The organism is Haemophilus parainfluenzae, from assembly GCF_036288925.1.
In the GTDB taxonomy this organism is placed as follows: domain Bacteria; phylum Pseudomonadota; class Gammaproteobacteria; order Enterobacterales; family Pasteurellaceae; genus Haemophilus_D.
Map to the genome: position 1 here is coordinate 1,617,707 of NZ_CP127167.1, position 23,744 is coordinate 1,641,450.

At 37.9% G+C, this 23,744-nt stretch carries 21 protein-coding genes; 13 read left to right on the forward strand and 8 right to left on the reverse strand.

Translation table 11 applies throughout. From position 1 onward, the window contains the following. Position 1 precedes the first annotated feature (1 nt). The 10 genes from QQS40_RS08225 (at position 2) to yciH (ending at position 9,666) form a co-directional block, all read left to right on the forward strand. Positions 2-2,392 carry an ABC transporter permease subunit gene (locus QQS40_RS08225; RefSeq protein ID WP_329504746.1) on the forward strand — a complete coding sequence of 797 codons (2,391 nt, stop codon included), beginning with the start codon at positions 2-4 and terminating at the stop codon, positions 2,390-2,392. A gap of 10 nt (positions 2,393-2,402) precedes the next feature. After that, the gene (locus tag QQS40_RS08230) at positions 2,403-2,906 is read left to right on the forward strand and encodes an L-2-amino-thiazoline-4-carboxylic acid hydrolase (protein ID WP_329504748.1); all 504 of its coding nucleotides are present in this window, start codon (positions 2,403-2,405) and stop codon (positions 2,904-2,906) included. 3 nt (positions 2,907-2,909) lie between these two features. Further along, a complete protein-coding gene (locus QQS40_RS08235) occupies positions 2,910-4,145 on the forward strand; it encodes a Zn-dependent hydrolase (RefSeq protein WP_329504749.1) in 1,236 nt (411 codons plus the stop codon). Positions 4,146-4,208: 63 nt separating this feature from the next. Continuing rightward, positions 4,209-4,886: a (d)CMP kinase gene (gene cmk, locus QQS40_RS08240; RefSeq protein ID WP_329504750.1), complete on the forward strand. Its 678-nt coding sequence runs from the start codon at positions 4,209-4,211 to the stop codon at positions 4,884-4,886. Positions 4,887-4,981: 95 nt separating this feature from the next. Further along, complete coding sequence (gene rpsA, locus QQS40_RS08245; RefSeq protein WP_049355781.1) at positions 4,982-6,631, forward strand: 30S ribosomal protein S1; 1,650 nt, start codon at positions 4,982-4,984, stop codon at positions 6,629-6,631. 149 nt (positions 6,632-6,780) lie between these two features. Next, positions 6,781-7,065 carry an integration host factor subunit beta gene (locus QQS40_RS08250; RefSeq protein WP_049355780.1) on the forward strand — a complete coding sequence of 95 codons (285 nt, stop codon included), beginning with the start codon at positions 6,781-6,783 and terminating at the stop codon, positions 7,063-7,065. Positions 7,066-7,158: 93 nt separating this feature from the next. Further along, positions 7,159-7,452 carry a LapA family protein gene (locus QQS40_RS08255; protein ID WP_049355779.1) on the forward strand — a complete coding sequence of 98 codons (294 nt, stop codon included), beginning with the start codon at positions 7,159-7,161 and terminating at the stop codon, positions 7,450-7,452. Further along, the gene (lapB, locus tag QQS40_RS08260; protein ID WP_049355778.1) at positions 7,452-8,630 is read left to right on the forward strand and encodes a lipopolysaccharide assembly protein LapB; all 1,179 of its coding nucleotides are present in this window, start codon (positions 7,452-7,454) and stop codon (positions 8,628-8,630) included. The genes QQS40_RS08255 and lapB overlap by 1 nt, the downstream gene beginning before the upstream one ends. 21 nt (positions 8,631-8,651) lie before the next feature. Further along, entirely contained in the window at positions 8,652-9,344 is a 693-nt protein-coding gene (gene pyrF / locus QQS40_RS08265) for an orotidine-5'-phosphate decarboxylase (protein ID WP_308602309.1), read from the forward strand. A gap of 1 nt (position 9,345) precedes the next feature. Further along, positions 9,346-9,666 (forward strand): stress response translation initiation inhibitor YciH, encoded by a 321-nt coding sequence (gene yciH, locus QQS40_RS08270; RefSeq protein WP_329504754.1) that lies wholly within the window; start codon positions 9,346-9,348, stop codon positions 9,664-9,666. A 47-nt stretch (positions 9,667-9,713) separates the two neighbouring features. Here the strand turns inward: yciH and QQS40_RS08275 are convergent, their stop codons facing one another. Continuing rightward, complete coding sequence (locus QQS40_RS08275) at positions 9,714-10,070, reverse strand: SirB2 family protein (protein WP_289902302.1); 357 nt, start codon at positions 10,068-10,070, stop codon at positions 9,714-9,716. A 55-nt stretch (positions 10,071-10,125) separates the two neighbouring features. Beyond that, a complete protein-coding gene (ettA, locus tag QQS40_RS08280; protein WP_329504756.1) occupies positions 10,126-11,796 on the reverse strand; it encodes an energy-dependent translational throttle protein EttA in 1,671 nt (556 codons plus the stop codon). A gap of 347 nt (positions 11,797-12,143) precedes the next feature. On the opposite strand from ettA, the gene zevA reads away from it, so the two are divergent. Further along, positions 12,144-12,776, forward strand: a complete 633-nt coding sequence (gene zevA, locus QQS40_RS08285) for a zinc transporter binding subunit ZevA (RefSeq protein WP_329504758.1) — start codon at positions 12,144-12,146, stop codon at positions 12,774-12,776. A gap of 4 nt (positions 12,777-12,780) precedes the next feature. Next, complete coding sequence (zevB, locus tag QQS40_RS08290) at positions 12,781-13,758, forward strand: zinc transporter permease subunit ZevB (protein ID WP_329504760.1); 978 nt, start codon at positions 12,781-12,783, stop codon at positions 13,756-13,758. Positions 13,759-13,799: 41 nt separating this feature from the next. Here the strand turns inward: zevB and QQS40_RS08295 are convergent, their stop codons facing one another. From QQS40_RS08295 to QQS40_RS08320, 6 genes are all read right to left on the reverse strand, one after another. After that, on the reverse strand, positions 13,800-14,462 hold the full coding sequence (locus QQS40_RS08295) for an NAD(P)H-dependent oxidoreductase (RefSeq protein WP_329504762.1): 663 nt from the start codon (positions 14,460-14,462) through the stop codon (positions 13,800-13,802). A 47-nt stretch (positions 14,463-14,509) separates the two neighbouring features. Beyond that, a complete protein-coding gene (locus tag QQS40_RS08300; RefSeq protein ID WP_290989816.1) occupies positions 14,510-15,253 on the reverse strand; it encodes a YdcF family protein in 744 nt (247 codons plus the stop codon). Continuing rightward, a complete protein-coding gene (locus QQS40_RS08305) occupies positions 15,253-16,209 on the reverse strand; it encodes a polysaccharide pyruvyl transferase family protein (protein WP_329504766.1) in 957 nt (318 codons plus the stop codon). The genes QQS40_RS08300 and QQS40_RS08305 overlap by 1 nt, the downstream gene beginning before the upstream one ends. Next, on the reverse strand, positions 16,206-17,729 hold the full coding sequence (locus QQS40_RS08310; RefSeq protein WP_329504768.1) for a lipopolysaccharide biosynthesis protein: 1,524 nt from the start codon (positions 17,727-17,729) through the stop codon (positions 16,206-16,208). Before QQS40_RS08310 ends, QQS40_RS08305 begins: the two co-directional genes overlap by 4 nt. Before the next feature lie 135 nt (positions 17,730-17,864). Beyond that, positions 17,865-19,625: an ABC transporter ATP-binding protein/permease gene (locus QQS40_RS08315; RefSeq protein ID WP_329504770.1), complete on the reverse strand. Its 1,761-nt coding sequence runs from the start codon at positions 19,623-19,625 to the stop codon at positions 17,865-17,867. 65 nt (positions 19,626-19,690) lie between these two features. Further along, a complete protein-coding gene (locus QQS40_RS08320) occupies positions 19,691-21,874 on the reverse strand; it encodes a TonB-dependent siderophore receptor (RefSeq protein ID WP_329504771.1) in 2,184 nt (727 codons plus the stop codon). A 662-nt stretch (positions 21,875-22,536) separates the two neighbouring features. On the opposite strand from QQS40_RS08320, the gene QQS40_RS08325 reads away from it, so the two are divergent. After that, the gene (locus QQS40_RS08325; protein ID WP_289902292.1) at positions 22,537-23,727 is read left to right on the forward strand and encodes a phage major capsid protein; all 1,191 of its coding nucleotides are present in this window, start codon (positions 22,537-22,539) and stop codon (positions 23,725-23,727) included. The last annotated feature ends 17 nt before the right edge of the window (positions 23,728-23,744 follow it).

The following is a 23,744-nucleotide window of genomic DNA, read 5'->3' on the forward strand; positions in this document are numbered from 1 at the left end:
TATGCGATCCTTCATTAAAAAAGCACTCACAACAAGTGCGATTCTTTTTTATTCGGTATTTAGCCAAGCGCAAGATGAGAAAAATTTGCGTGTTGGTATCGACTTAACCTATGCGCCTTATGCATATTTAGATAATGGCAAAGCGAGTGGTTTTGATCCTGATTTAATGCGTACCTTGGGCAAAAATCTTAACAAAAATGTTGAGTTCAAAGATACCCGTATCGAAAACATTATTATCGGTTTAAATGCGGGGCACTATGATGTAGTGGCATCTGCACTTTACGTCAATCCACAGCGTGCGAAGCAAGTAGATTTCTTGCCTTACTTGCAAACAGGCGGCGTGCTTGTTGTTCGTGGTAATGATGATTTTGCGCCGCAACGCTTAGAAGACTTATGCGGTAAAAGCATGTCTTCAATGAAAGGTGCAGCATGGATTCCAACAGTAAATAAAGTGTCAGAAGAATTCTGTGCGCCGAAAAATTTAAAACCAATTACGATAAAAGAATATCCAAGTGCGCCTGAAGCTGCACAAGCATTATTGTCAGGTGGTGTGGATGTTCAATATGAAGATGCTGCCGTGGCACAAATGGTGATTAATCAATTAGGTGATCGCTTAAAAATTACTAATAAAGAACAACTTTATCCAGTATTAATCGGCTTAGCATTTAACAAAGATGATGTGAAAGGCAAAGCGATTATTGCACAAGCCATTAAAGATACATTGGCAGATGATTCATACAATGAATTGTTGAAAAAATACAATCTTGAGTTTCCAAATGAAGCCTTACTCAAAGCTAATGGTTTAGAGAATGCAATTGATCAAGCGATCACTGCAAATTCTGCAACGCAAAGTGCGGTCGATTCTGACAAAGTTTCTGAAAAAGGTTTTAACTGGGCGTATTTAGGTAGTTTATTTACTAATACAGATTTTTGGAAAGCGGTATTAACGGTTTTAGAACTCAGTACCTTAACGTGGATTTTTGCGATCCTTTGGGGCTTTGTTTTAGCATTGGGTACACAATCTAAAAATCCATTATTTAATAAAGCGGCAAACACCTATATTTGGTTGTTCCGTAGCTTGCCGTTGTTAGTGTTACTGATCTTTATCTATAACGTTCCACAATTTTGGCCTGCAAGTTCAGTGGTATTATCAAATCCGTTTGTGGCAGGTTTGATTTCAATGGTGCTAAGCGAATCAGCCTATATTGCAGAAATTCATCGTGGTGCATTATCAGCTATTCCTAAAGGTCAATATGAAGCGGGTAAAGCCTTGGGAATAGGCTTCTGGGGCGTTCAGCGTCATATTGTGATTCCACAAGCGTTGAAAGTCGCGTTACCGCCATTAACAAACCAATATATTACGATTGTTAAATTAACGTCATTGGTTTCAGTGATTTCATTAACAGAAATTTTATTAGTAGGCCAACAGCTTTATACACGTAACTTCTTGGTATTAGAAACGTTATTAGCCGTAGCATTCTACTATGTTGTGATTGTGAGCTTGCTTTCTTGGTTATTGAAAAAATTAGAACAACGTTTAGATGTGTCATTACGTCATGAAGAAAGTGAACAACCAGTTAATGTAGAACGTTCAGAACTTGCACCTTACAGTGTGTTAAAAACTGAACACAGCAACAATGCTGAAGCGTTACGCATTGAAAATGTGAAAAAATCCTTTAATCATGTTCAAGTATTAAAAGGTATAGATCTTTCATTGAAATGGGGTGAAGTGCTATCAATTATTGGTTATTCTGGTTCAGGTAAAACGACATTAATTCGTAGCATTAACGGATTAGAAACTTTAGACCAAGGTTCAATTTACTTGGATGGCGAAAGCTTTATTGAAGGTAAACATTTAGCATCGAATGCACAAAATAAAATTGTTAACTTAGGTATGGTATTCCAAAACTATAACTTGTTCCCACACAAAACAGTATTAGAGAACTTATTATTAGCACCAGAATATCATGGTAAACCAGAACAAGAAACTCGCTTGCTTGCATTGGCAATGTTAGATAAAGTAGGTCTATTAGCACATGCGAATAAATATCCGCATCAGCTATCAGGTGGTCAACAACAACGTGTGGCAATTGTACGTGCGTTAGTAATGAAACCGAAAATTATGCTCTTTGATGAACCTACATCAGCATTAGACCCTGAATTAGTGGGCGAAGTATTGTTGGTAATGGAAGAGCTTGCAAAAGAAGATATGACAATGGTGATTGTTACCCATGAAATGCAATTTGCCTTGAAAGTATCAGATAAAATTGCCTTTATGGATGCGGGTGAAATTGCCTTCTTGCAAACACCAGATGAATTAAGAAAAAATGACGATCCTCGTATTCGTAAATTCATCAATAACGAAATTTTAAGAAACGACTTTATTATTTAAGGAAAGCATTATGTCAGTAGATTTTCCAGAATTTGTAGAAATTGGAATTCTTCAACAACGTAAAATTGAAGCAGAAATTATCAAGCCAATTTATGAAATTATGAAACGTGAATTTGGTCTTGAAAAGGCTAAAGCAATTATCGAAGAAGCGGTTGCAAATGCAGCTGTGGATGCTGGTAAAGAATATGCGAAACGTGAGCCTGAAGGTACGAGCGTAGAAAGCTTTGTGGCATTGCAATATCTGTGGGAAAAAGATGATGCACTTCGCATTGAAGTGCTTAATAACGATCATTACCAATATAATTACAACGTCCATCGTTGTCGCTATGCGGAAATGTATCAAGAAATGGGATTAGCTGATATTGGTTTCTTGCTTTCTTGTAACCGTGATAGCAAATTTATTGAAGGCTATGCGCCAAATGTAAAATTAACACGTCCTCATACGGTAATGAATGGTGATGGTTTCTGTGATTTCCGTTACCAACTTCAAGAAGAAACAAAAGCAGAGAAATAATGTATGACAGTACAAATTAATACTGCGAGATTATTAAAACTCATTGATGATTTTGCTCAATTTGGACGAACAGAAAAAGGCGGGGTAACCCGCCTTACTTTAAGTGATGAAGACAAACAAGCTCGTGATTATTTTGTACAAATTGTAAAAGAGGCGGGCTTTTCTGTTCAAGTAGATGGAATTGGTAATATTTTTGTTCGCCGCCTAGGATTACAACCAAATTTATCACCAATTTTGCTTGGTTCACATGGTGATTCTCAACCGCTTGGTGGTCGCTATGATGGTATCTATGGTGTATTGGCTGGATTAGAAGTTTTACTCTCGCTTAATGATCAAAGAATTGAAACTGTGCGTTCGATTGATTTGGTGATGTGGACGAATGAAGAAGGCGCAAGGTTTGCCCCTGCGATGATGGGGGCTGCGGTTTTTACGGGAAAATTGTCCCTTAATGATGCGTTAAAAATCCAAGATAAAGATGGCTTAACGATTAAAGATGAGCTTGAACGCATTGGCTACTTAGGTCAGGCGGATTTTTCACAATATAAAGCTCATGCAGCGTTAGAAGTTCACATTGAGCAAGGTCCAATTTTAGAACGCAATCAAACAGATGTCGGCGTAGTGACTGGGGCATTAGGACAACGTTGGTATCAAATTACATTTGATGGTTTAGCGTCTCATGCAGGGACTACACCGATGAATATGCGTCAAGATGCAGCTGTGGGAATGGCTAAAGCCATTGTGAAATTTAATGAAATTGGATTGCGTGAAGTACTAAATCAAGGTCGTGTAACAGTAGGGTATGTACAACTTACCCCAAATTCGCCAAATGTGATTCCTGGAAAAGCGTATTTTACCTTAGAAGTTCGTCATCCAAGTACAGTGTCTTTAACTCAAATAGATCAAGAAATTCGTCAGATTTTGACAGATATTGCAACTGAAACCAATCTATCAGTGTGCATTAAACAAGTTGTTACATTAGAGCCTCTAGCATTTGATGTTCGCCTGACGGATATTATTCAGAATACTGCGGAAGCATTGAATTATTCATGGGAACGTATTGTATCAGGTGCAGGGCATGATTCTTGTCATTTAAATAGTAAATTTCCAACAGCAATGATTTTTATCCCTTGCATTGATGGTTTGAGTCACAATGAAGCGGAAAATATTACGGATGAATGGTGTGAGTTTGGCGGAAATATGTTGTTAAATACGACACTTGCTCTGGCGAACGAACACTAAATGATTGAGTCATTTGATAGAAGTCTTTTATAATGCACAAAATTTAAAAGATAGGATTTTATTATGGGAATGATTATTACCGTTGATGGTCCAAGTGGGGCAGGAAAAGGAACACTTTGTTACGCATTGGCTGAAAAGTTAGGTTTTACCTTATTAGATAGTGGCGCCATTTATCGTGTGACAGCATTGGCTGCGCTGAAACGTCATGCAGACTTAACCGATGAAGAAAGATTAGCGGAGTTAGCTCGTCATTTAGATATTCAGTTCATTCCAAAGAATGGCGAAGTCAATGTGCTTCTTGGTGGGATGGATGTGAGTCATTTAATCCGTACGCAAGAAGTGGCGGAAGCTGCTTCAAAAGTGGCGGTTTTCCCCAAAGTGCGGTCAGCTTTACTGCAACTTCAGCAGGATTTTGGTAAAAATGACGGTCTGATTGCGGATGGGCGAGATATGGGAACGGTGATTTTCCCAAATGCACAAGTGAAACTATTTTTAGACGCGAGTGCGGAGGAACGTGCAAAAAGACGCTATAAACAGTTGCAAAATAAGGGAATTAATGGTAACTTTGCACAGATTTTAGCCGAGATACAAGAGCGCGATTTTCGCGATAGAAATCGTGAGGTTGCGCCATTGAAACCGGCCGATGATGCTTTATTGTTAGATAGTACAACATTGAGTATTGATGAAGTCATTGTTCAAGCGTTAGCTTATATTCAACAAAAAGCGTCAATTTCGATTTAACTGTTTATTCAAGGAAGAATAGACATTTACCTCAACCCCGCATTTTATGGATCTTAATGTGGATGTTATTAACTTAAATTAAGAAGATTATTTATATGTCAGAATCTTTTGCTCAACTCTTTGAAGAATCATTAAAAGGCCTTGAAACCCGTCAAGGTTCAATCGTTAGCGGTACTGTTGTTGCTATTCAAAAAGGCTTTGTACTTGTTGATGCAGGCTTAAAATCTGAATCTGCAATTCCTGTTGCTGAATTCCAAAACGCTCAAGGTGAACTTGAAGTTAAAGTTGGCGACACAGTAAACGTAGCTTTAGATGCAGTTGAAGATGGTTACGGCGAAACTAAACTTTCTCGTGAGAAAGCAGTTCGTCACGAATCTTGGATTGAATTAGAAAAAGCTTACGAAGAAAAAGCGACCGTTATCGGTTTAATCAACGGTAAAGTGAAAGGCGGTTTCACAGTTGAGTTAAACGGTGTTCGTGCATTCTTACCAGGTTCATTAGTTGATACACGTCCAGCACGTGAAGCTGATCACCTACTTGGTAAAGAATTAGAATTCAAAGTAATCAAATTAGATCAAAAACGTAACAACGTTGTTGTTTCTCGTCGTGCAGTGATCGAATCTGAAAACAGCCAAGAACGTGAACAAATCCTTGAGAACCTAGCTGAAGGTTCAGAAGTTAAAGGTATCGTTAAAAACTTAACTGACTACGGTGCATTCGTAGATTTAGGTGGCGTTGACGGTTTATTACACATCACTGATATGGCTTGGAAACGTGTTAAACACCCAAGCGAAATCGTGAATGTAGGTGATGAAGTTACAGTTAAAGTATTGAAATTTGATAAAGATCGTACTCGCGTATCTTTAGGCTTAAAACAATTAGGTCAAGATCCTTGGATTGCTATCGCTGAAAACCACCCAGTAAACAGCAAATTAACTGGTAAAGTAACTAACTTAACAGACTACGGTTGTTTTGTTGAAATCTTAGACGGTGTTGAAGGTTTAGTTCACGTTTCTGAAATGGATTGGACTAACAAAAACATCCACCCATCTAAAGTTGTAAGCCTTGGTGATACAGTTGAAGTAATGGTGTTAGAAGTTGACGAAGAACGTCGTCGTATTTCTTTAGGCTTAAAACAATGTAAAGCTAACCCATGGACTCAATTCGCTGAAACTCACAACAAAGGCGATAAAGTTACTGGTAAGATCAAATCAATCACTGATTTCGGTATCTTCATCGGTCTTGAAGGTGGTATCGACGGTTTAGTTCACTTATCTGACATTTCTTGGAATGTTGCAGGTGAAGAAGCAGTTCGTAACTACAAAAAAGGTGACGAAGTTTCTGCAGTAGTATTAGCAGTAGATGCAGTGAAAGAACGTATTTCTTTAGGTATCAAACAACTTGAAGATGATCCATTCAACAACTTCGTAGCAATCAACAAAAAAGGTGCTGTAATTTCTGCAACTGTTGTTGAAGCTGATGCTAAAGGTGCTAAAGTTGAATTAGCAGGTGGCGTTGAAGGTTATATCCGTGCAGCAGACTTAACAAACGAAGTTGCAGCAGGTGATGTAGTTGAAGCGAAATATACAGGTGTTGATCGTAAAGCTCGTATCGTTCACTTATCTGTAAAAGCGAAAGATCAAGCTGAAGAAGCTGCTGCAGTTGCAAGTGTGAATAACAAACAAGAAGAAGTTGCTATTCCAAACGCAATGGCTGAAGCTTTTAGAGCAGCTAAAGGTGAATAATTAATTCATATAAATAAGGCTGAGTAATTACTCAGCCTTATTATTACTCGCAATATTTAATAAAGATTTAGCGATAATTTGTTATGAACAAATATATTACTCGTAAATTTTAATGAAAGGTTTGAATATAATTTAAAGGAGAGTTGACGATGACTAAATCAGAATTAATTGAAAATCTATCAACAAAGTATCCAACTTTATCGACAAAAGAAGTAGAAAGTATTGTGAAGGATATTCTTGAACTGATTACACAATCTTTAGAAGATGGTGATCGGATTGAAGTACGTGGTTTTGGTAGTTTCTCTTTACACCATCGTCAACCGCGAGTTGGCCGTAATCCTAAAACGGGTGATTCTGTAAAATTGGATGCTAAATCCGTACCGCACTTTAAAGCAGGTAAAGAATTAAAAGATCGTGTAAATGTTTTTGCTTAAGCATATCAATTGATATCAATAAAACGACACTTAGGTGTCGTTTTTTATTATAAATTTTGGCATAATGAAACTATTCTTAATAAGGAGATTGTGATGATTAAATATATTCTTGGACTTATTATTGTGTTTGCTATCGTATTAGTTGCGATAACTATTGGGGCAAATAATGATCAAGTCATTACTTTTAATTATATTGTTGCCGAAAGTCAATTACAACTTTCAACATTGGTTGCAATTTTATTTGGCATTGGATTGATTCTAGGTTGGTTAATTACTGGATTCTTCTACTTAAAATTAAAATTCAAAAATATGTCGTTAGCGCGTCAAGTTAAACGTCAAACATCACAAATTAACGAATTAACGACTACTCGCGATAAGGCAGTATAATGCTTGAATTACTCTTTCTGCTTCTGCCAATAGCCGCCGCTTACGGTTGGTATATGGGGCATCGGAGTGCTAAGAAGGATCAGGAAGATATTAGTAATAAACTCTCCCGTGATTATGTCACGGGGGTGAATTTTTTGCTTTCTAATCAAACGGATAAAGCTGTTGATTTGTTTCTTGATATGCTGCAAAAACAAGAAACAGAAAATGAAATTGAAAGCAACTCACAGTTTGAAGCAGAGCTAACGCTCGGTAATCTTTTCCGTTCTCGAGGCGAAGTGGATCGTGCTTTGCGGATCCATCAAGCCCTCGATCGTAGTCCCAATTATTCTTTCGAACAAAAATTATTAGCTAAACAGCAACTTGCCAAGGATTTCATGGCGGTAGGTTTTTATGACCGTGCTGAAGCGCTTTACATCATTATGGTGGATGAACCAGAGTTTGCTGAAAATGCACTGCAACAGCTTTTGGTGATTTATCAAAAAGTAAAAGAATGGAAAAAAGCGGTTAATATCGCAGAGAAGCTTGCCAAGATTTCACCTACAGAAAATAATGTGGAATTAGCACAATGTTATTGTGAATATGCCTTAAGCGGTGAACTTGAAAGTGCGGTCGAAAAACGCAGTATTCTACAAAAAGCGCTGAATGTATCTCCAACCAGTGTGAGAACATCAATGCTACTTGCTGATTTAGAAATGGCCAATAAAAACTATCGCCAAGCTATTCAGTTTTTAGAGAATATTCTTAATCAAAATCCAATTTATATTGGTGAAGTGCTGAAAACGCTCAAATATTGTTATGATGAATTAGGGGAGAGAGATAACTTTGAGTTATTCTTGATTCGAGCTAGCCAGCAGGCTAACAATACTAAAGTCGATTTAATGTTAGCAAGTGTGATTGAAGAGAAAGATGGTAAAAGTGCAGCACAATCAAAACTTTATCAACAATTAACAAAGCACCCAAGTATATCTATTTTCCATCGTTTTATCCAATTTCAAATTGATGATGCTGAGCAAGGTCGAGGCAAAGAAAGCCTAATTTTGCTACATAAGATGGTTGGTGAGAGGATTAGACAAGATTTTGGTTATCGTTGTACAAATTGCGGTTACCAAACTCACAAATTGATGTGGAATTGCCCTTCTTGTAAAGAGTGGGAGTCCATTAAACCTGAACATAATTAATTGACACTGTGAGGTAAAATTATGAATAGTAAAGTAATCGTTGCATTGGATTACGAAACGGAAGCACAAGCGCTATCCCTCGTGGATAAAATTGATCCAAGCTTATGCCGTTTAAAAGTAGGTAAAGAGATGTTTACCACACTGGGAACAAATTTCGTTAAGCAATTACACGAGCGTCAATTTGATGTTTTCCTCGATCTTAAATTTCATGATATTCCGAATACTGTGGCAAGAGCAGTACGTTCTGCGGCTGATTTAGGGGTATGGATGGTTGATGTCCATGCTAGTGGTGGTCTGAAAATGATGGAAGAGGCGAAGAAAATTCTCGAGCCTTATGGAAAAGATGCGCCTTTATTAATTGCAGTAACCGTATTGACCAGTATGGAAGATTTGGATTTATTACAAATCGGTATTAATTCTTCACCGCTTGAACATGTTTTACGTCTTGCGCATTTAACACAGCGAGCAGGATTAGATGGCGTCGTTTGTTCACCACAAGAAGTGGAGATTTTACGTAATACTTGTGGTCCTGATTTTAAATTAGTCACACCGGGAATTCGTCCAATAGGAAGTGATTTTGGTGATCAACGTCGCGTCATGACTCCTGCTGCGGCTATCCGTTCTGGTTCTGATTATTTGGTGATTGGTCGCCCAATTACTCAAGCTGAAAATCCAGCAGAAGTGCTTCGTTCAATTAATTCATCACTTTTGTAATATGACAGAGAGTACTTTAGTTTATTCTACCGAAGTTGATCGAATTAAAGCGCAAAAGCAGCCGGTACAACGCCCTAAAGGTGATGGAGTGGTTCGTATACAAAAACAAACTAGTGGTCGAAAAGGCGCAGGCGTTTCAGTGATTACTGGGCTAGATTTATCAGATGATGAATTGAAAAAGTTAGCGGCTGAACTTAAAAAGCGTTGTGGTTGTGGTGGTTCAGTTAAAGACGGCAATATTGAGATTCAAGGCGAAAAACGTGATTTACTTAAACAACTTTTAGAACAAAAAGGGTTTAAAGTAAAATTAGCGGGTGGCTAAGATAAAACAAAAAATCCATCTTCAATTGAAGATGGATTTTTTTATGATTAACTTACCATGAAGTCTGGTTGGTAAGCAAAGAAAATTGCGCCCAAGAAACTTAATACAGCAAATGCCAGAAATGCATTATTTGGATTTGTAGCTTTGCGACTAAAATATTTAGCCGAGAAGAAGATATAAAGCACAAGCATGATGATTTTCATGATGAGCCAGCTTTGTAACTGATAACCGACCAAGAAGAAAATCGTTAAGCCACTGGCAATTAAAAGTGTATCAACTAAGTGCGGTAAAATTTTTAGCAGTTTAATCGCTCGCCAATCTTTCCCACTTAATTGCATTCCCCCACGGATAATTAATAATCCTAAACTTAAAAATGCACAAACAATGTGCAAATAAACTAACATAATCACTCCAGATGTAAAAGGAAAGTGCGGTCAAAAGTGACCGCACTTTGATTGCTTATTTTGCAATACGCTTATATTTAATACGATGTGGTTGTGTTGCGGCTTCACCTAAGGTTTTCTTTTTCCACTCTTCGTAGTCTGAGAAGTTACCTTCGTAGAACGTCACTTTACCTTCATCACCGTAATCTAAAATATGCGTTGCAATACGGTCTAAGAACCAACGGTCATGGGAAATCACCATGGCACAACCAGGGAATTCTAAGATCGCATTTTCTAACGCACGTAAGGTTTCAACGTCTAAGTCATTGGTTGGTTCGTCCAATAACAGTACGTTACCACCACGCTGTAGAAGTTTAGCCAAGTGTAAACGACCACGCTCACCGCCCGATAATTCGCCCACACGTTTTTGTTGATCTACGCCTTTGAAGTTGAAGCGTCCAACATACGCACGGCTTGGAATTTCAAAGTTACCAATCGTGAGAATATCTTGTCCGTTAGACACTTCTTCCCATACGGTTTTCTTATCATCCATTGAATCACGGAACTGATCGACAGAGGCAAGTACTACCGTTTCACCCATTGTAATTGAGCCGCTATCTGGTTGTTCTTGACCTGAAAGCATACGGAATAGGGTCGATTTACCCGCACCATTCGCCCCAATAATACCCACAATAGCACCTTTTGGAATGCTGAATGATAAATCATCAATTAAAGTGCGATCGCCGTAGGATTTAGTGAGATGTTCTACCTCAATCACTTTATCACCTAAACGTGGACCAGGTGGGATAAAGAGTTCGTTAGTCTCGTTACGTTTTTGGTATTCGCCAGAGTTCAACTCATCAAAACGCGCCATACGCGCTTTGCTTTTCGCTTGACGGCCTTTAGGATTTTGACGAACCCACTCTAATTCTTTTGCAATCGATTTTTGACGTGCGTTTTCAGTGGCTTGTTCTTGTTCTAAACGTTTCTCTTTTTGCTCTAACCAAGAAGAGTAGTTGCCCTCCCAAGGAATACCTTCACCACGGTCAAGCTCTAAGATCCAACCTGCTACATTATCTAAGAAGTAACGGTCGTGGGTAATCGCCACAACGGTACCTTCGTAGTCATGTAAGAAACGCTCTAACCATGCTACAGATTCCGCATCTAAGTGGTTAGTTGGCTCGTCTAATAAGAGCATGTCTGGTTTTTCGAGTAATAAGCGACAAAGTGCGACACGACGACGTTCCCCTCCGGATAAATGCTCAATTTTTGCATCCCAATCCGGTAAACGTAATGCATCTGCGGCACGTTCTAACTGGTTATCTAAATTATGTCCATCATGCGCTTGAATAATCGCTTCAAGGTTGGCTTGCTCAGCGGCTAACTTATCGAAATCTGCATCAGGATCGGCATAAAGTGCATAGACTTCATCTAAACGGGTCAGTGCATTTTTTACTTCAGAAACCGCTTCTTCTACTACTTCGCGTACAGTTTGTTGCGGATCAAGTTTTGGTTCTTGTGGAAGATAACCAATCTTAATACCCGGTTGTGGACGAGCTTCACCTTCGAACTCTTTATCCACGCCCGCCATAATGCGTAAAAGGGTTGATTTACCTGCACCATTTAAGCCCAGTACCCCGATTTTTGCACCAGGGAAAAAGCTTAAAGAAATATCTTTCAAAATATGACGCTTCGGTGGCACGACTTTGCCGACACGATGCATCGTATATACAAATTGCGTTGACATTATTTTCTCTATGTTGTGAATAAAAGTACGGTTATTTTACTTGATGTTTCGGGAATAAGCTATTTGAAAGGTAAAAAAAACCACCCATGCAGGGTGGTAGGAAAGTAGTTTAGCTATATTTATGATTATTTTATTTAGGAACTTTATGAATATCAAGCAATCACTTGACGAGGCAAATAGTACATAAATTTCAGTTATAATGGAAATGCGAATGAATAATTTGTTGATACAAATCAAGAAAATCACAGAATTTTTTACGTTTAGAACGATTTTTATTCGATTTTGATTAGGAACTACTTGTGATAAAATCTGTCTACTCAATTATTTAGCCCACTTTATTCTTATTTATGTTTAAAAAATTACTCTTTGGATTATCACTAATTTCTCCTTTTTCAGTTTTTGCTCATCCTCACGCCTTTATTGATATGCAAACCAAACCCTTAGTGAAAGATAATCAACTTATTGGTTTTTCAACCCAATGGCTACTGGATGAAGCTAGCTCTTCAGCCGTATTGTATGATGTGATGCAGACGAAAGGGGATAAAGCAGCTAAACAAAAACTCATTGATGAAGTGATGGCAAATGTTGTAAATGAGCATTACTTTAGTTATGTCTTTGACAAAGAAAATCATAAAATTAAATATAAAAAACAGCCTGAAAATTATGGCATGCGTGTTAAAGGGAATGAGGTGGAATATTATTTTGATTTTCTTTTGGCACAACCACAGCCTTTGCAAAATAATGAATTTACGCTGATGACTTATGACCGAACCTATTATGTGGCAATGCGTTATGTAGAAACAGGAAAAAGAGCGGTTGATTTTTCAGCACTTCCTGCAAACTGCAAAGGGGAAGTGCTCGAAGCTAATGTGGATGAAAAAATTAAATCCTACGCTTCATCATTGGATAAATCTCAAAAAAATGAAGATGACTCTCTTGGTGTATTGTTTGCACAGAAAGTAAAAATTAAATGTGAATAAAAAAATGAAGTTAAAACTGACCGCACTTTTTATCGGCTTATTGGCGGTTATTTTCGCCTTGTTACCTTGGCTTTTTGTGCAAGTAGCCGATTGGCAAAAAGCCTTTAATCAGCTGATTTCTGAAAATCTGCACCAAATTCAAGCACATTCATCTACTGCAGGATTGTGGTTAATTTTTGCCGCCTTTTCTTATGGTGTATTACATGCATTAGGCCCTGGGCATGGGAAATTTATTATCGCTAGTTATCTTTCCACTCACGAAAGCCAACTTAAAACCAGCGTACGCTTAAGTTTGCTTTCCTCTCTCATGCAAGGTTTTGTCGCAGTCGCAGCAACCTCTATTGTGGTGGTGATACTTAATCTTTCCTCAAAATATTTTAAACTTAGTCAGCTATGGCTGGAGCGTAGCGCTCTGATTTTATTATTGTTGTTAGGGCTTTATTGGATGGCTCAAGGTTTGAAAGGCTTGAAGAAAAAACAATCTTTTCGTATCACATCGATTCAATCATTGCCAAAACAGATTGGAGCAGCTTCGCCATTTAGATATGAGCCAGGAAAAGCAAGCCAAGCGCAATGTAGTTGTGGACATCAACATCTACCCAATCATCAACAGCTTAAGCAATCGGGTGATTTAAAATCTCAACTCTTAGTGATTTTAACTATTGGTATGCGACCGTGTAGTGGCGCCATTTTTGTGCTTTTTCTCGCTTATATGCTGGATCTTTATTGGTGGGGAATTTTAGCCACGTTTGCCATGTCTTTGGGGACAGGATTAATGCTTTCGCTTTTTGCAGCGTTAGTACGCTATGCGAGAAATGTCGCGACTCGCTTAGGCCATTGGTATGGTTTAGCGGGTTCTAATCAAAAAGGCGAAGCCATGATCAAATGTATTGCGGGCGTAATGATGATCTTTTTTGCACTAAGCTTGTTATATGGCACGATGGGGGCTGTAACAGGTGGCGCAGCCTTATTTGGTGGATAAAGAAAAGGGCAGCGTTTGCTGCCCCTTTCTTTAAAAATGGATTATTCAACCCAAGTGACGATTTCTTCAATTGGTCGACGAGATTTTTTGGTAATGTCTCTCGCACGATAACCAAATGTTGCGGCCACGGATACACCCCATTCATTTGGATCAAAGAGACCTTCAGCGGCTAAAACTTCATTCATTTTATCATAGTTAAAGCCTTCAATAGGGCAAGAATCTACACCGATAGCGGCAGCACCCGTTAGCATATTGGCTAATGCAATGTAGGTTTGTTTGCTTGTCCAGTCAAATAATGCACGCTCGCTTTCTGCTGTTTTCATTTCAACTTCTTGTAAGCCTTTATATTTTTCCAAGGCTTTTTCTAATTGCTCGCCTTGTAAACCTCTCCGCACCGCAACATCACGAAAGAAAGCAGAGTCATAACGAGCATTTTTCTTCGCAAGAATGACGACTAAATGGCTGCAATCATCTAATTGATATTGCATGCCCCAGCTAAAAGGTTTGAGCTTATCGCGTAATGCTTTATTTTGAATAACTAAGAATTGCCATGGCTCAGAACCAACGGAGCTTGGTGATAAACGAGCAAATTCTAAAATTGCTGCGAAATCTTCTTGGCTAATTTTTTTATTCGGATCGTAATAACGTGTTGAACAGCGATTTTCGAATACTTGAAGCATTTGTTCGCGTGTAATTTGATTCATGTTTTTTCCTCTTTACATTATCTAATTTGTAATCTTTTGACCGCACTTTAGCGCTCTTTCCAATATCCAATCCACTCTTTGAGTAATTGCATATTTTTCGTAATTGCGCCACCTTGCGGAATAAAATGCATCATATTGAGTCCGTAACTGTCGGGCGTAATTCCTTCACCTACACTTGCAGGTAATACATCAAAGCCTTGTTGTTGGAATAATAATTTTGCACGTTGCATATGCCATTCATTAGTGACTAAAATAATTTTATGAATACCTTCTTTTTCCAATATCTGCTTGGTGAAAAGCGCATTTTCTTTAGTAGTAAGTGCTTTAGGTTCAATCCATTTGGTTGGCACATTAAAGAAGTTTTGGAGTTCTTCGGCGGCGATTTTTGCCTCAATGGCGCCAGTTGGACTTGCCCCTGTAATTAATAATGGCAAGTGCGTTTCTTTTTGCAAGAATGCTGCATAGCGTAAGCGTTCAAGTTGAATAGCAGTTGAAGCTAATGGCGCATAAAGTTCTTTGCTATCACGCAAACCACCGCCAAGTAAAACGATCGCTTGAGCTTGTTGGTAATCTTGCAGTGTTAAATGATCTTCAGTGATGAGGCTATCTTTAAGTACTTGTGCGGTGTAAGGGATACTTAAAAGATAGAGTAGTGAGAAACCAAGTGCGGTCGAAATTCGGCTTAATTTTTTAAAATTGAATTTAGCTAGAATAAGAGACAGCCCCCATAAAATTAAAATATTAAATGGGGGAAGAATCATAGCGGTAATGAGTTTTTTCAATTCAAACATCATTTATCCAATTCAACAAAATCCAACGCTTTGGTCCACAATTTTGCATAGCTGCTATTTTTACCATAAGAGTTATCGCAAACACGATTTGGGATTTCTAATAGGCAAGAGAAAATATGGCCATGCAAGCGAGTCGTGGTCACTTTGTCGTTTGCTAAGAATACTTGCGCAACACGTTTTACAATGCGTTGAGTATAGGCATACCAGAATTGATGGCAAAGATCTTTCAACCAACCTAAGCCAAATTTGTTCGCCATTTTACTCATTCGCCAGCTTAATGCTAAAACAACATCATCTTCGGTTGAAAGAATGTCTTCCCAGTCTTTTACATTACTGTTAGCGGGCAGTTGCGCTAAGATATTTTTTTCTACATCACTTGCTTCAATGTCTTTACGCAAGAAATAAAGTTGTTCACCGGTTGTGCCTTGCTTGGTTTCCATCGTGCCATAGAGCTGATGCGCCATATCGGGTGATAAATAAACATGATCAGAAAATTGTGCAAATAAATTCGCTGTTCTTTCGTCACGAGCCAGTAAATGGCAATCACCGTGGTTACGGAAAAGTGCGGCTGATTTTTGCAGATTTTCTTCGTGCTTAAAATAAGCAGTTTGTGGAAGCACAATAATACGATTATTTGGGAAATGCGTTACCATTTCTTCACGGATCTTTTGATGCTGTGGATAAAGATCGCCAAAGTTGCCGCCACCATGTAAAAGGATGGTGGTGTTCGGTGTGATTTTTGCTTTGACTTCTTCAAGATCTAAATCGTATTCACAGCGTTTTAAGGTCACATTAATGTGGTGATCTTTAAAAAATTGCTCGGTTCCGTGATAAATCAATAAATCGCCCACGTTCAAATGAAGCGGGTAGTCGAAATAAAATACGTCGTTTTTATCTTTGATCAGTTCGACAATAGGATTCAGTTTGTTTTTTAAATCAATAAGAAGTTGATTCATTTTTTTACTCTTTTCTTTAAATAGCTAAACAAGAAATTTTTTTCTGCTGTGTTTAATCCGAAGATTAAGATGACACAGATTAATACCATTTCTAAGATGATGGATTGTCCAATAAATTCCAATAAAGAATAACTGCGGGTGGTATCTGATATATAGATGATACTTAATAGCAGGCCAAACACCACGCCGACATTCACTAAATATGAGACAAATTCTTTTTGGTTAAATTTAATTTTTTTATTAATAAAATATAATCGATAGATTTGTGAGATGACCATCGTACTAAATTTACCCACAAAGGCAAATACTGGATTATAACCTAGTGTGAACAAATAATAAGCCAATGGTACCGTACAAAGATCAATTAACGCCACGATGATATTGTATTGTTTTACGATGGATGTGCCAATGGCTAATGCGCTCATCCAAAATGCGCCAGCCATTGCACTGATTAGTAAGCAAGCAATAATAGCTTGTACAAGTTGTTCAGTATATTGCGGAAGATGATCGCCTAGCCAAAATGTCAGTAAGGTATGGGTGAAATACAATACAGGTGCCGAGAGAATCGCCATTAAATAAAGTGAATATTTTGAAATACCAAGAATTAATTGGCGATTGCGATCATAATCTTTTGCTGCATAAGACTGAACCAACTGTGGATTAGCTGCCATTTGGAAATTATTTACAAAGCTGTAAACGGCACCTTCTACCTGAGTCGCAATAGCGACAGCGGCGTTGACTGCGACACCAAAGAATAAGTTAGACACCATATTCAAGCCTTGTGTTGAACCCACATAAGCGACTTGCCCCATAAGCATCCAACCGGAAAAACTCACCATTTCTTTGGTTTTGCTTAAATCTTTATATAAGCGGAAACGTGCGGCCTCTTTGAAATAATATTTAGTGAATAACACATAAAGAGAGAGCACAATTAAGCTGACTGAAAGCAATAAGCCGCCATAAGTAATCAACTTATCGTAATGTGTGATATGACTTAAGATAAAGACAGAGGTTAGTTTTAAGATGGTTTCACCTAATCCCAACCACGCATAGAATCCCATTTTTTCGTGTGCAACAATCATGGCATTAAATGGCACTTTGATAATTTCAACAAGGGCAATAATTAATGCCAATTGGTAAACGATATTTGCGGCTTGCAAGCGTTCAGCGGGGATCACCAATTTGTGATTTAAAAACCATAAACCTACGGTTTCAGCTAACACGAATACGATAAAAATAATGAGTAGGTGATTTAAGATACTAATATTAAAGACTTTATTGACACGTTGGATGTCATTCGAGGCTTTTTCTACGTTAATAAAACGCTGAGTGGTGGCGGTCATTGTGCCATTAAAAAAGGAAAATAAGACCACGACACCCATCACAATGTTATAGATACCAAAATCTTCTACACCCAAAACCTGCAATATCACACGAGAGATATACAGCATCGCTCCCATGTTGAAAAGCATTCGGATGTAAAGAAATAGCGTATTTTTAGCAATGGTTTTATTTGACATTGTGAAAATGAAATTAGAAAAATTGGGGGAATTATAGGGGGGATTGGGGTGTGTAGCAAGCATTGTGCAAGTTCAACTCATTTGTTAAGGGATGGAAAAGAAAAGGCCAAATATCAATTTAGCCTTTTTGGTTGGTTACACAATACACACCGCTAAATCTAGCTGTTTATTATGGAATTGATGTAATGTACCACGATGGCCCACACTTAGAATGATCATATTCGGTAAGCGCTCTTTAATCGTTTTATAAAGGAGATACTCTGTTGGCTCATCAAGTGCTGATGTGGTTTCATCTAAAAAGATCACTTCAGGCTTAGTCAGTAAAATCCGAATAAATGCCACACGCTGTAATTCACCCGGTGACAAAATAGCTTGCCAATCGTTATCTATATCAAGACTATGAAGATATTTATCCAAACAGCAATCTGCGAGTGTTTTTTCCAATTCAGGATGATAAGGATCAATATCTGGATAGCAAATCGCTTCACGTAACGTGCCTTGTGGCATATAAGGACGTTGTGGTAGGAACAAACTAGTCACGCAAGGGTGTTCTACTAAGCCGACTGTCTCAAAAGGATAAATTCCAGCCATTGCTTTTAATAGAGATGTTTTCCCCGTGCCAGATGGACCTTGAATTAATAAAGCATCACCATTTTTTAATTCAATATTTAAGTTATTAAGCAACAATCTACCTTGCTCATCTTTAATACCAAAGTTTGACAATGCAACACGGTTAGAACATTTCATGGGTTGATGAACCTCTGAATGATCTAATTCATCCAACTTAGTCATAAAACCATAAAGACGATTTAAACGCGCTTGGTAGAGTGTAAATTCTTCATAGAACAAACGGAAGAAGGAAAGGGCGGTCATTAATCGGTTAAATGCTTGCACAGTTTGGTGCATATCGCCCAGCTTGATTTGTCCAGTAAAAAAACGAGGCGCTTGCAGCATTAACGGTAAGAGTTTTGCAACGCGCGTGACACTTCCATTAAATCCGTCTAACCCCAGCATTCTCAATACAATTGCCCAACGGTTATGAATGATTTCGGCAAATTTATTTTTCAGTAAATGCTGTTCTTGCTGTTCACCTTGATAGAACGCGATACTTTCCGCATTATCTCGCACTCGAATTAAAGAATAACGGTAGTCACCATTGAGTTTTTCTTTATTGAAGTTCAGCTTGATTAAAGGGTGGCCAATCCAAACGGACATTAATGTTGCGAGGATAATAAAGGCATAAATAAAGAAAACAACACCTTTTTCGATATTCAAGCCGAAAAGACTCAACACCCCAGACAGTGACCAAAGAATGATGGTGAATTCAATGGTAGTCAGAATTGAATTAATCATGCCCCGCACAATTTTGACGGTGCTACTGATAAATTCACGTGCATCTTGTTCAATACGTTGATCGATATTATCGGGCAAATCTTTTTCGTATTTGAGGCGATAGTATTTTTTATTTTCTAACCATCGTTTAACAAGGGCTTTATTCAAGCTTTCCAACCAACGGATTTCAAATACTTGTTGCAAGAAATAATCGGCGATGGAGTGGATAACTTGTACCAATACTAAAAGGGCATTCAGTTTTGCAAAGAACCAAAACTTATCCGCATCTAATTCCTGCATTGAGCTATAAAGCCCATTATAGAAAAAAGAGTTGAGTACGCTGAAGCGCACTTCTAACAAAATCATGGTAAATAACACCAGTAGCATAACGATGATTTTGATGCTGTTACGGCGATTAATCGAAGGGGATGCAATATGCCAAAACTTCTGACCGAATGGGGTTTGTTTGAGTGCGACTATCGTTACGCTAAAGCACACAATCACCCAGAAAAGTGCGGTCAAAATCCAGCTTAAACTTGAGTTAAGTTCAGTTTGCCAATTCATTGATTATCCATAAAGTAAAAAACGAAAAAAGGGCGAAATGATTCGCCCTCATATTGTGCGTTCAATTAAAACTCAACTTTGGTGTTGAAGATAAATTCACGTCCATAACCTAATGCAACAGGGATTAACGTGTTTGTTGCGTTACCAGAGGTAGATGGATAGTAAGTTTTATCTGTTAAGTTTTTACCATTAAGTTGGAAAGAGACTTTCTTGCCAGAGATTTTGGTATCGTAAGCAATAAAGGCATCATATACCACGGCATGAGGTAATTTGTATGCTTTTGTATAAGTATTATTGTAGGCATACCAGGAACCTAAATAACGAGCACCACCACCAACACGGATGTTACCAAAATCAAATTCACCTACGTTATAAGCTAGGAATAAAGACGCTTGATGTTTTGGTACACCAGAAAGTTGTTGATTTACTGCATCAGGATAAAGCTCATTTTCAAGTGATTTAACTTTGGTGTAGGTATAGTTAGCCGCTACGCTTAGACTATCCGTAATTTGACCATTAAGATCGAATTCCACACCACGAGAACGTTGTTTGCCGACGATGTTCAATTGCGCATTTGAACCAGAACCAACAGCCTCAGCCACATTACGTTTGCTGATATTGAATAATGCAAGTGTCGTATTAAAGCCTGAGTTTTCGTATTTTGCACCAATTTCAAAAGATTTACCTTGTTCTGGTTTTAAATCGCCGCTAACTGGAGTTGCCACACTCATTTGTGGACGGAAAGACTCAGAGTAGTTTGCAAAGGTCGCAATATGTGGCGTAAATTTATATACGGCACCTAATTGATACAATAATTTACCATCGTGCTGATCGGTATTTCCTGTTTTTGTTAGATTTTGACCTTTTTTACAGTTTGCCGCATTTAAGCAATGACGTCCTGCAAATTGATCAAAATACTCATAACGTAAACCACCCGTCATAATAAAGTTATCTGTAAAGTAGGCGGTATCTTGAATATAAACACCAACGGTTTTGAGATAGTTATATTGGTAGGCGTTGCCATTACCATTTTTATGTTCCGCAACAGGGCTGGTATAGTTTGGATTATCAATATTGATATCAGAATTCATGATGCCTTGGTTATAAATAGGACCAAGATCACGAATATTACGCATTGCATCAATACCCGCTACAAAGCGGTTAGCAATATCACCAATACCAAATTCACCAACGATATTTAATGTACCGCTATGAACGCGTTGATCGCCTTGTTGCTGTTCAATCGCACGGCGGGCTGTACGTGTTTTAACGTTAACATTTGTAATACGAGCTTGATCGTAGAAATATTTGTAACGAGCATAGCTGTAACCTGCATTTAATTTCCAACCATCACTTAATTTGTGTTCAATTTTGAAATCGATGTTATCGGTTTTTGCCGTGGTTTCATTATTTGGCTCATCTAAACGACGCGATACAGGAATATCCGGTAATGCATTAGTTGCCGTAAAAAGATTTGTACCACGATCAAATGGCTCAAGAATATCTTTATGTTCATAAGAAAGAAGCACTTTAGTTTTATCATTTTCCCAAGAAAGAGAGGGGGCATAAGTCGTATTTTTCACTTTGCCAAAATTACGCCAGTAGTCTTTTTCTTGTTTGTCATAGATAAAGCGGTAAGCAAAACCATTTCCTAAGCCACCAGTAAAATCTAATTGCGTTCCCCACAGGCTATGATTACCTAAGGTTCCACCAACGACATAACGTGGCGTTTGTTGTGGTTTTTTAGTAATGATATTAACTACACCACCTGGATCTTGAATACCATAAAGTACAGATGCAGGTCCTTTTAAAACTTCAACGGTTTCAGTTGTTGCGCTAAAGTTTTTAGCTGGGCCAGCTTGTAAACCGTTACGCATAATTGAATTATCACGGTTTCCACCAAAACCACGTTTTTGAATAGAGTCAAACATACCACCTAACGTATTTGCTTGACTTACACCACTGACGTTATAAAGCGCATCAATGAGTGATTCAGGTTTGCGATCTTCTAGTAGTTTAGTTGAAAGAATATTTACTGTGTTTGGCGTGTCGAATACTGGCACTTCAGCTTTTGATACGACAGATGTTCCTGTCGTTTGGTAACCATTTTGTTTAATCCCCGTATCTTGAACGTTAATTTGCTCAAGCGTCTCGGTATTTGTATCTACGGCCTGCTTAGTTCCTGCAAACGTAGAAATAGAAAAACTGGTTAAAAGTGCGGTTGAAATAAGGCTTAATTTAAAATTCATAATCTCTTTCCAATATATAATAAAAGAGCCCAGAGTATAGCGAAAACGTTTACATCAATCAATGCAAATTATTTTCATTTATATATGTGATTATCTAGAAAAGATTCATTCAAATTAAGCAGGGGATAAAAAGAAAAAATCCCAAGCTAAAAAGCTTGGGATTGCAATATGGTGCACTAGCTGAACCCGAATTCACTTGTAGTATATTGATTTTTAATGTTTATTTTTTAAAGTCTAAAATCTTGTTACTAAGCTTGTTACTAAAATTCAAATTCACCACAAATCAATAATAGTTTCTGATGCCATAATACCACTAATAAGCCGTGTGTTAAAAATTTTATAGAAAAACTGTTCACCTTGTTCACCAACCCTTAAAACTCTTTATTTATTATATAGTTATATTCTTTTTTATTGTTCACCAACTGTTCACCATTGTTCACCTTTGTTCACCAATCAAAAAAAGATATCTCAATACAGAATATTTACTCTCTATCTGTTCAAAATTTAAGCAATCAAACAACCTTAACTTACCGTATCTAAACGCAACTAAACTATTGAAAAATAATGTGTTTATTTAATAATAAAAACACTATATATTATATTTTGACTTAATGAAAGTCGTCTAAATTTAGACTAAGAAATCTCATAAGGAATAGATGAATATGTTTAAAAAACTAATTGAGTTACGCCAACAAAAGGCGGAAAAAGTCGCAGAAATGCGTTCAATGCTTGAAAAAGCAGAAAAAGAAAATCGTTCATTGAATGAATCTGAATCAGTAGATTTTGAAAAGCTGAAAGATTTAGTCAAACAGATGACAGATGAAATCAGCAAGTACGAAACCGTAGCAGATGAAGAACGTAGCCTAGATGCTCAAACTAAACAGGTAGAACAACGCAACATGAAACAACTTTCAAATGATGAGTTACGCCATTATGTTAAAACTGGTGAACTTCGCAATTTAACTACGGCTAACGGTGAAGATGGCGGCTATTCAGTTATCCCACAGTTAGACAAAGATGTAATGAAACGCTTAACAGACGATAGCGTAATGCGCCAACTTTGTAACGTAGTACGCTTACCGGTTGGAGCGAAAGAATACAAGAAATTAGTATCGGCTGGTGGTGCAGCAGTAGAACACGGCACAGAAGGCACAGCACGCAACGGCACAGCAACCCCGAAACTTCATGAAGTAACAATCGCTTTAAATTCAATCTATGCTTATCCTAAGACTACACAAGAAATCTTAGACTTCTCAAGCATTGATGTTTTAGGTTGGCTAACTGATGAAATTTCTGAAACCTTCACAGAAACAGAAGAAACCGATTTAACTTCCGGTGATGGTAACAAAAAATCAAAAGGCTTCTTAACCTACCAACGCACAACCGAAGATGACAAAGTACGCCAATTTGGCAAACTTCAAAAAATTGAAGTAGCAGGCGTAGCGAAGATTGATGCAGATACTTTAATCGATGCGTTCTATACACTTCATAGCAAATACCGTAAAAATGCGGTTTGGGTGATGTCATCAACGATTGCAGCAGCATTACAAAAACTTAAAAACAAAAACGGCGATTATATCTGGCGCGATGGTTTAACAACCGATGCCCCAGCAACATTATTAGGTCGCCCAGTCCACTTCTTAGAAACAATGCCGACAGGCGGAGCAAACAAAGCAGTAATTGCCTTCGGTGACTTCAAGCGCGGATATTTCATTATCGACCACGAAACAGGCGTGCGAACCCGTCCGGACAACTTAACCGAACCTGGATTCTATAAAGTACACACCGATAAATATTTAGGCGGTGGCGTAGTAGATTCAAACGCAATCAAAGTGATTGAAACAACAGCATAAATCATAGAGGGGCGAAA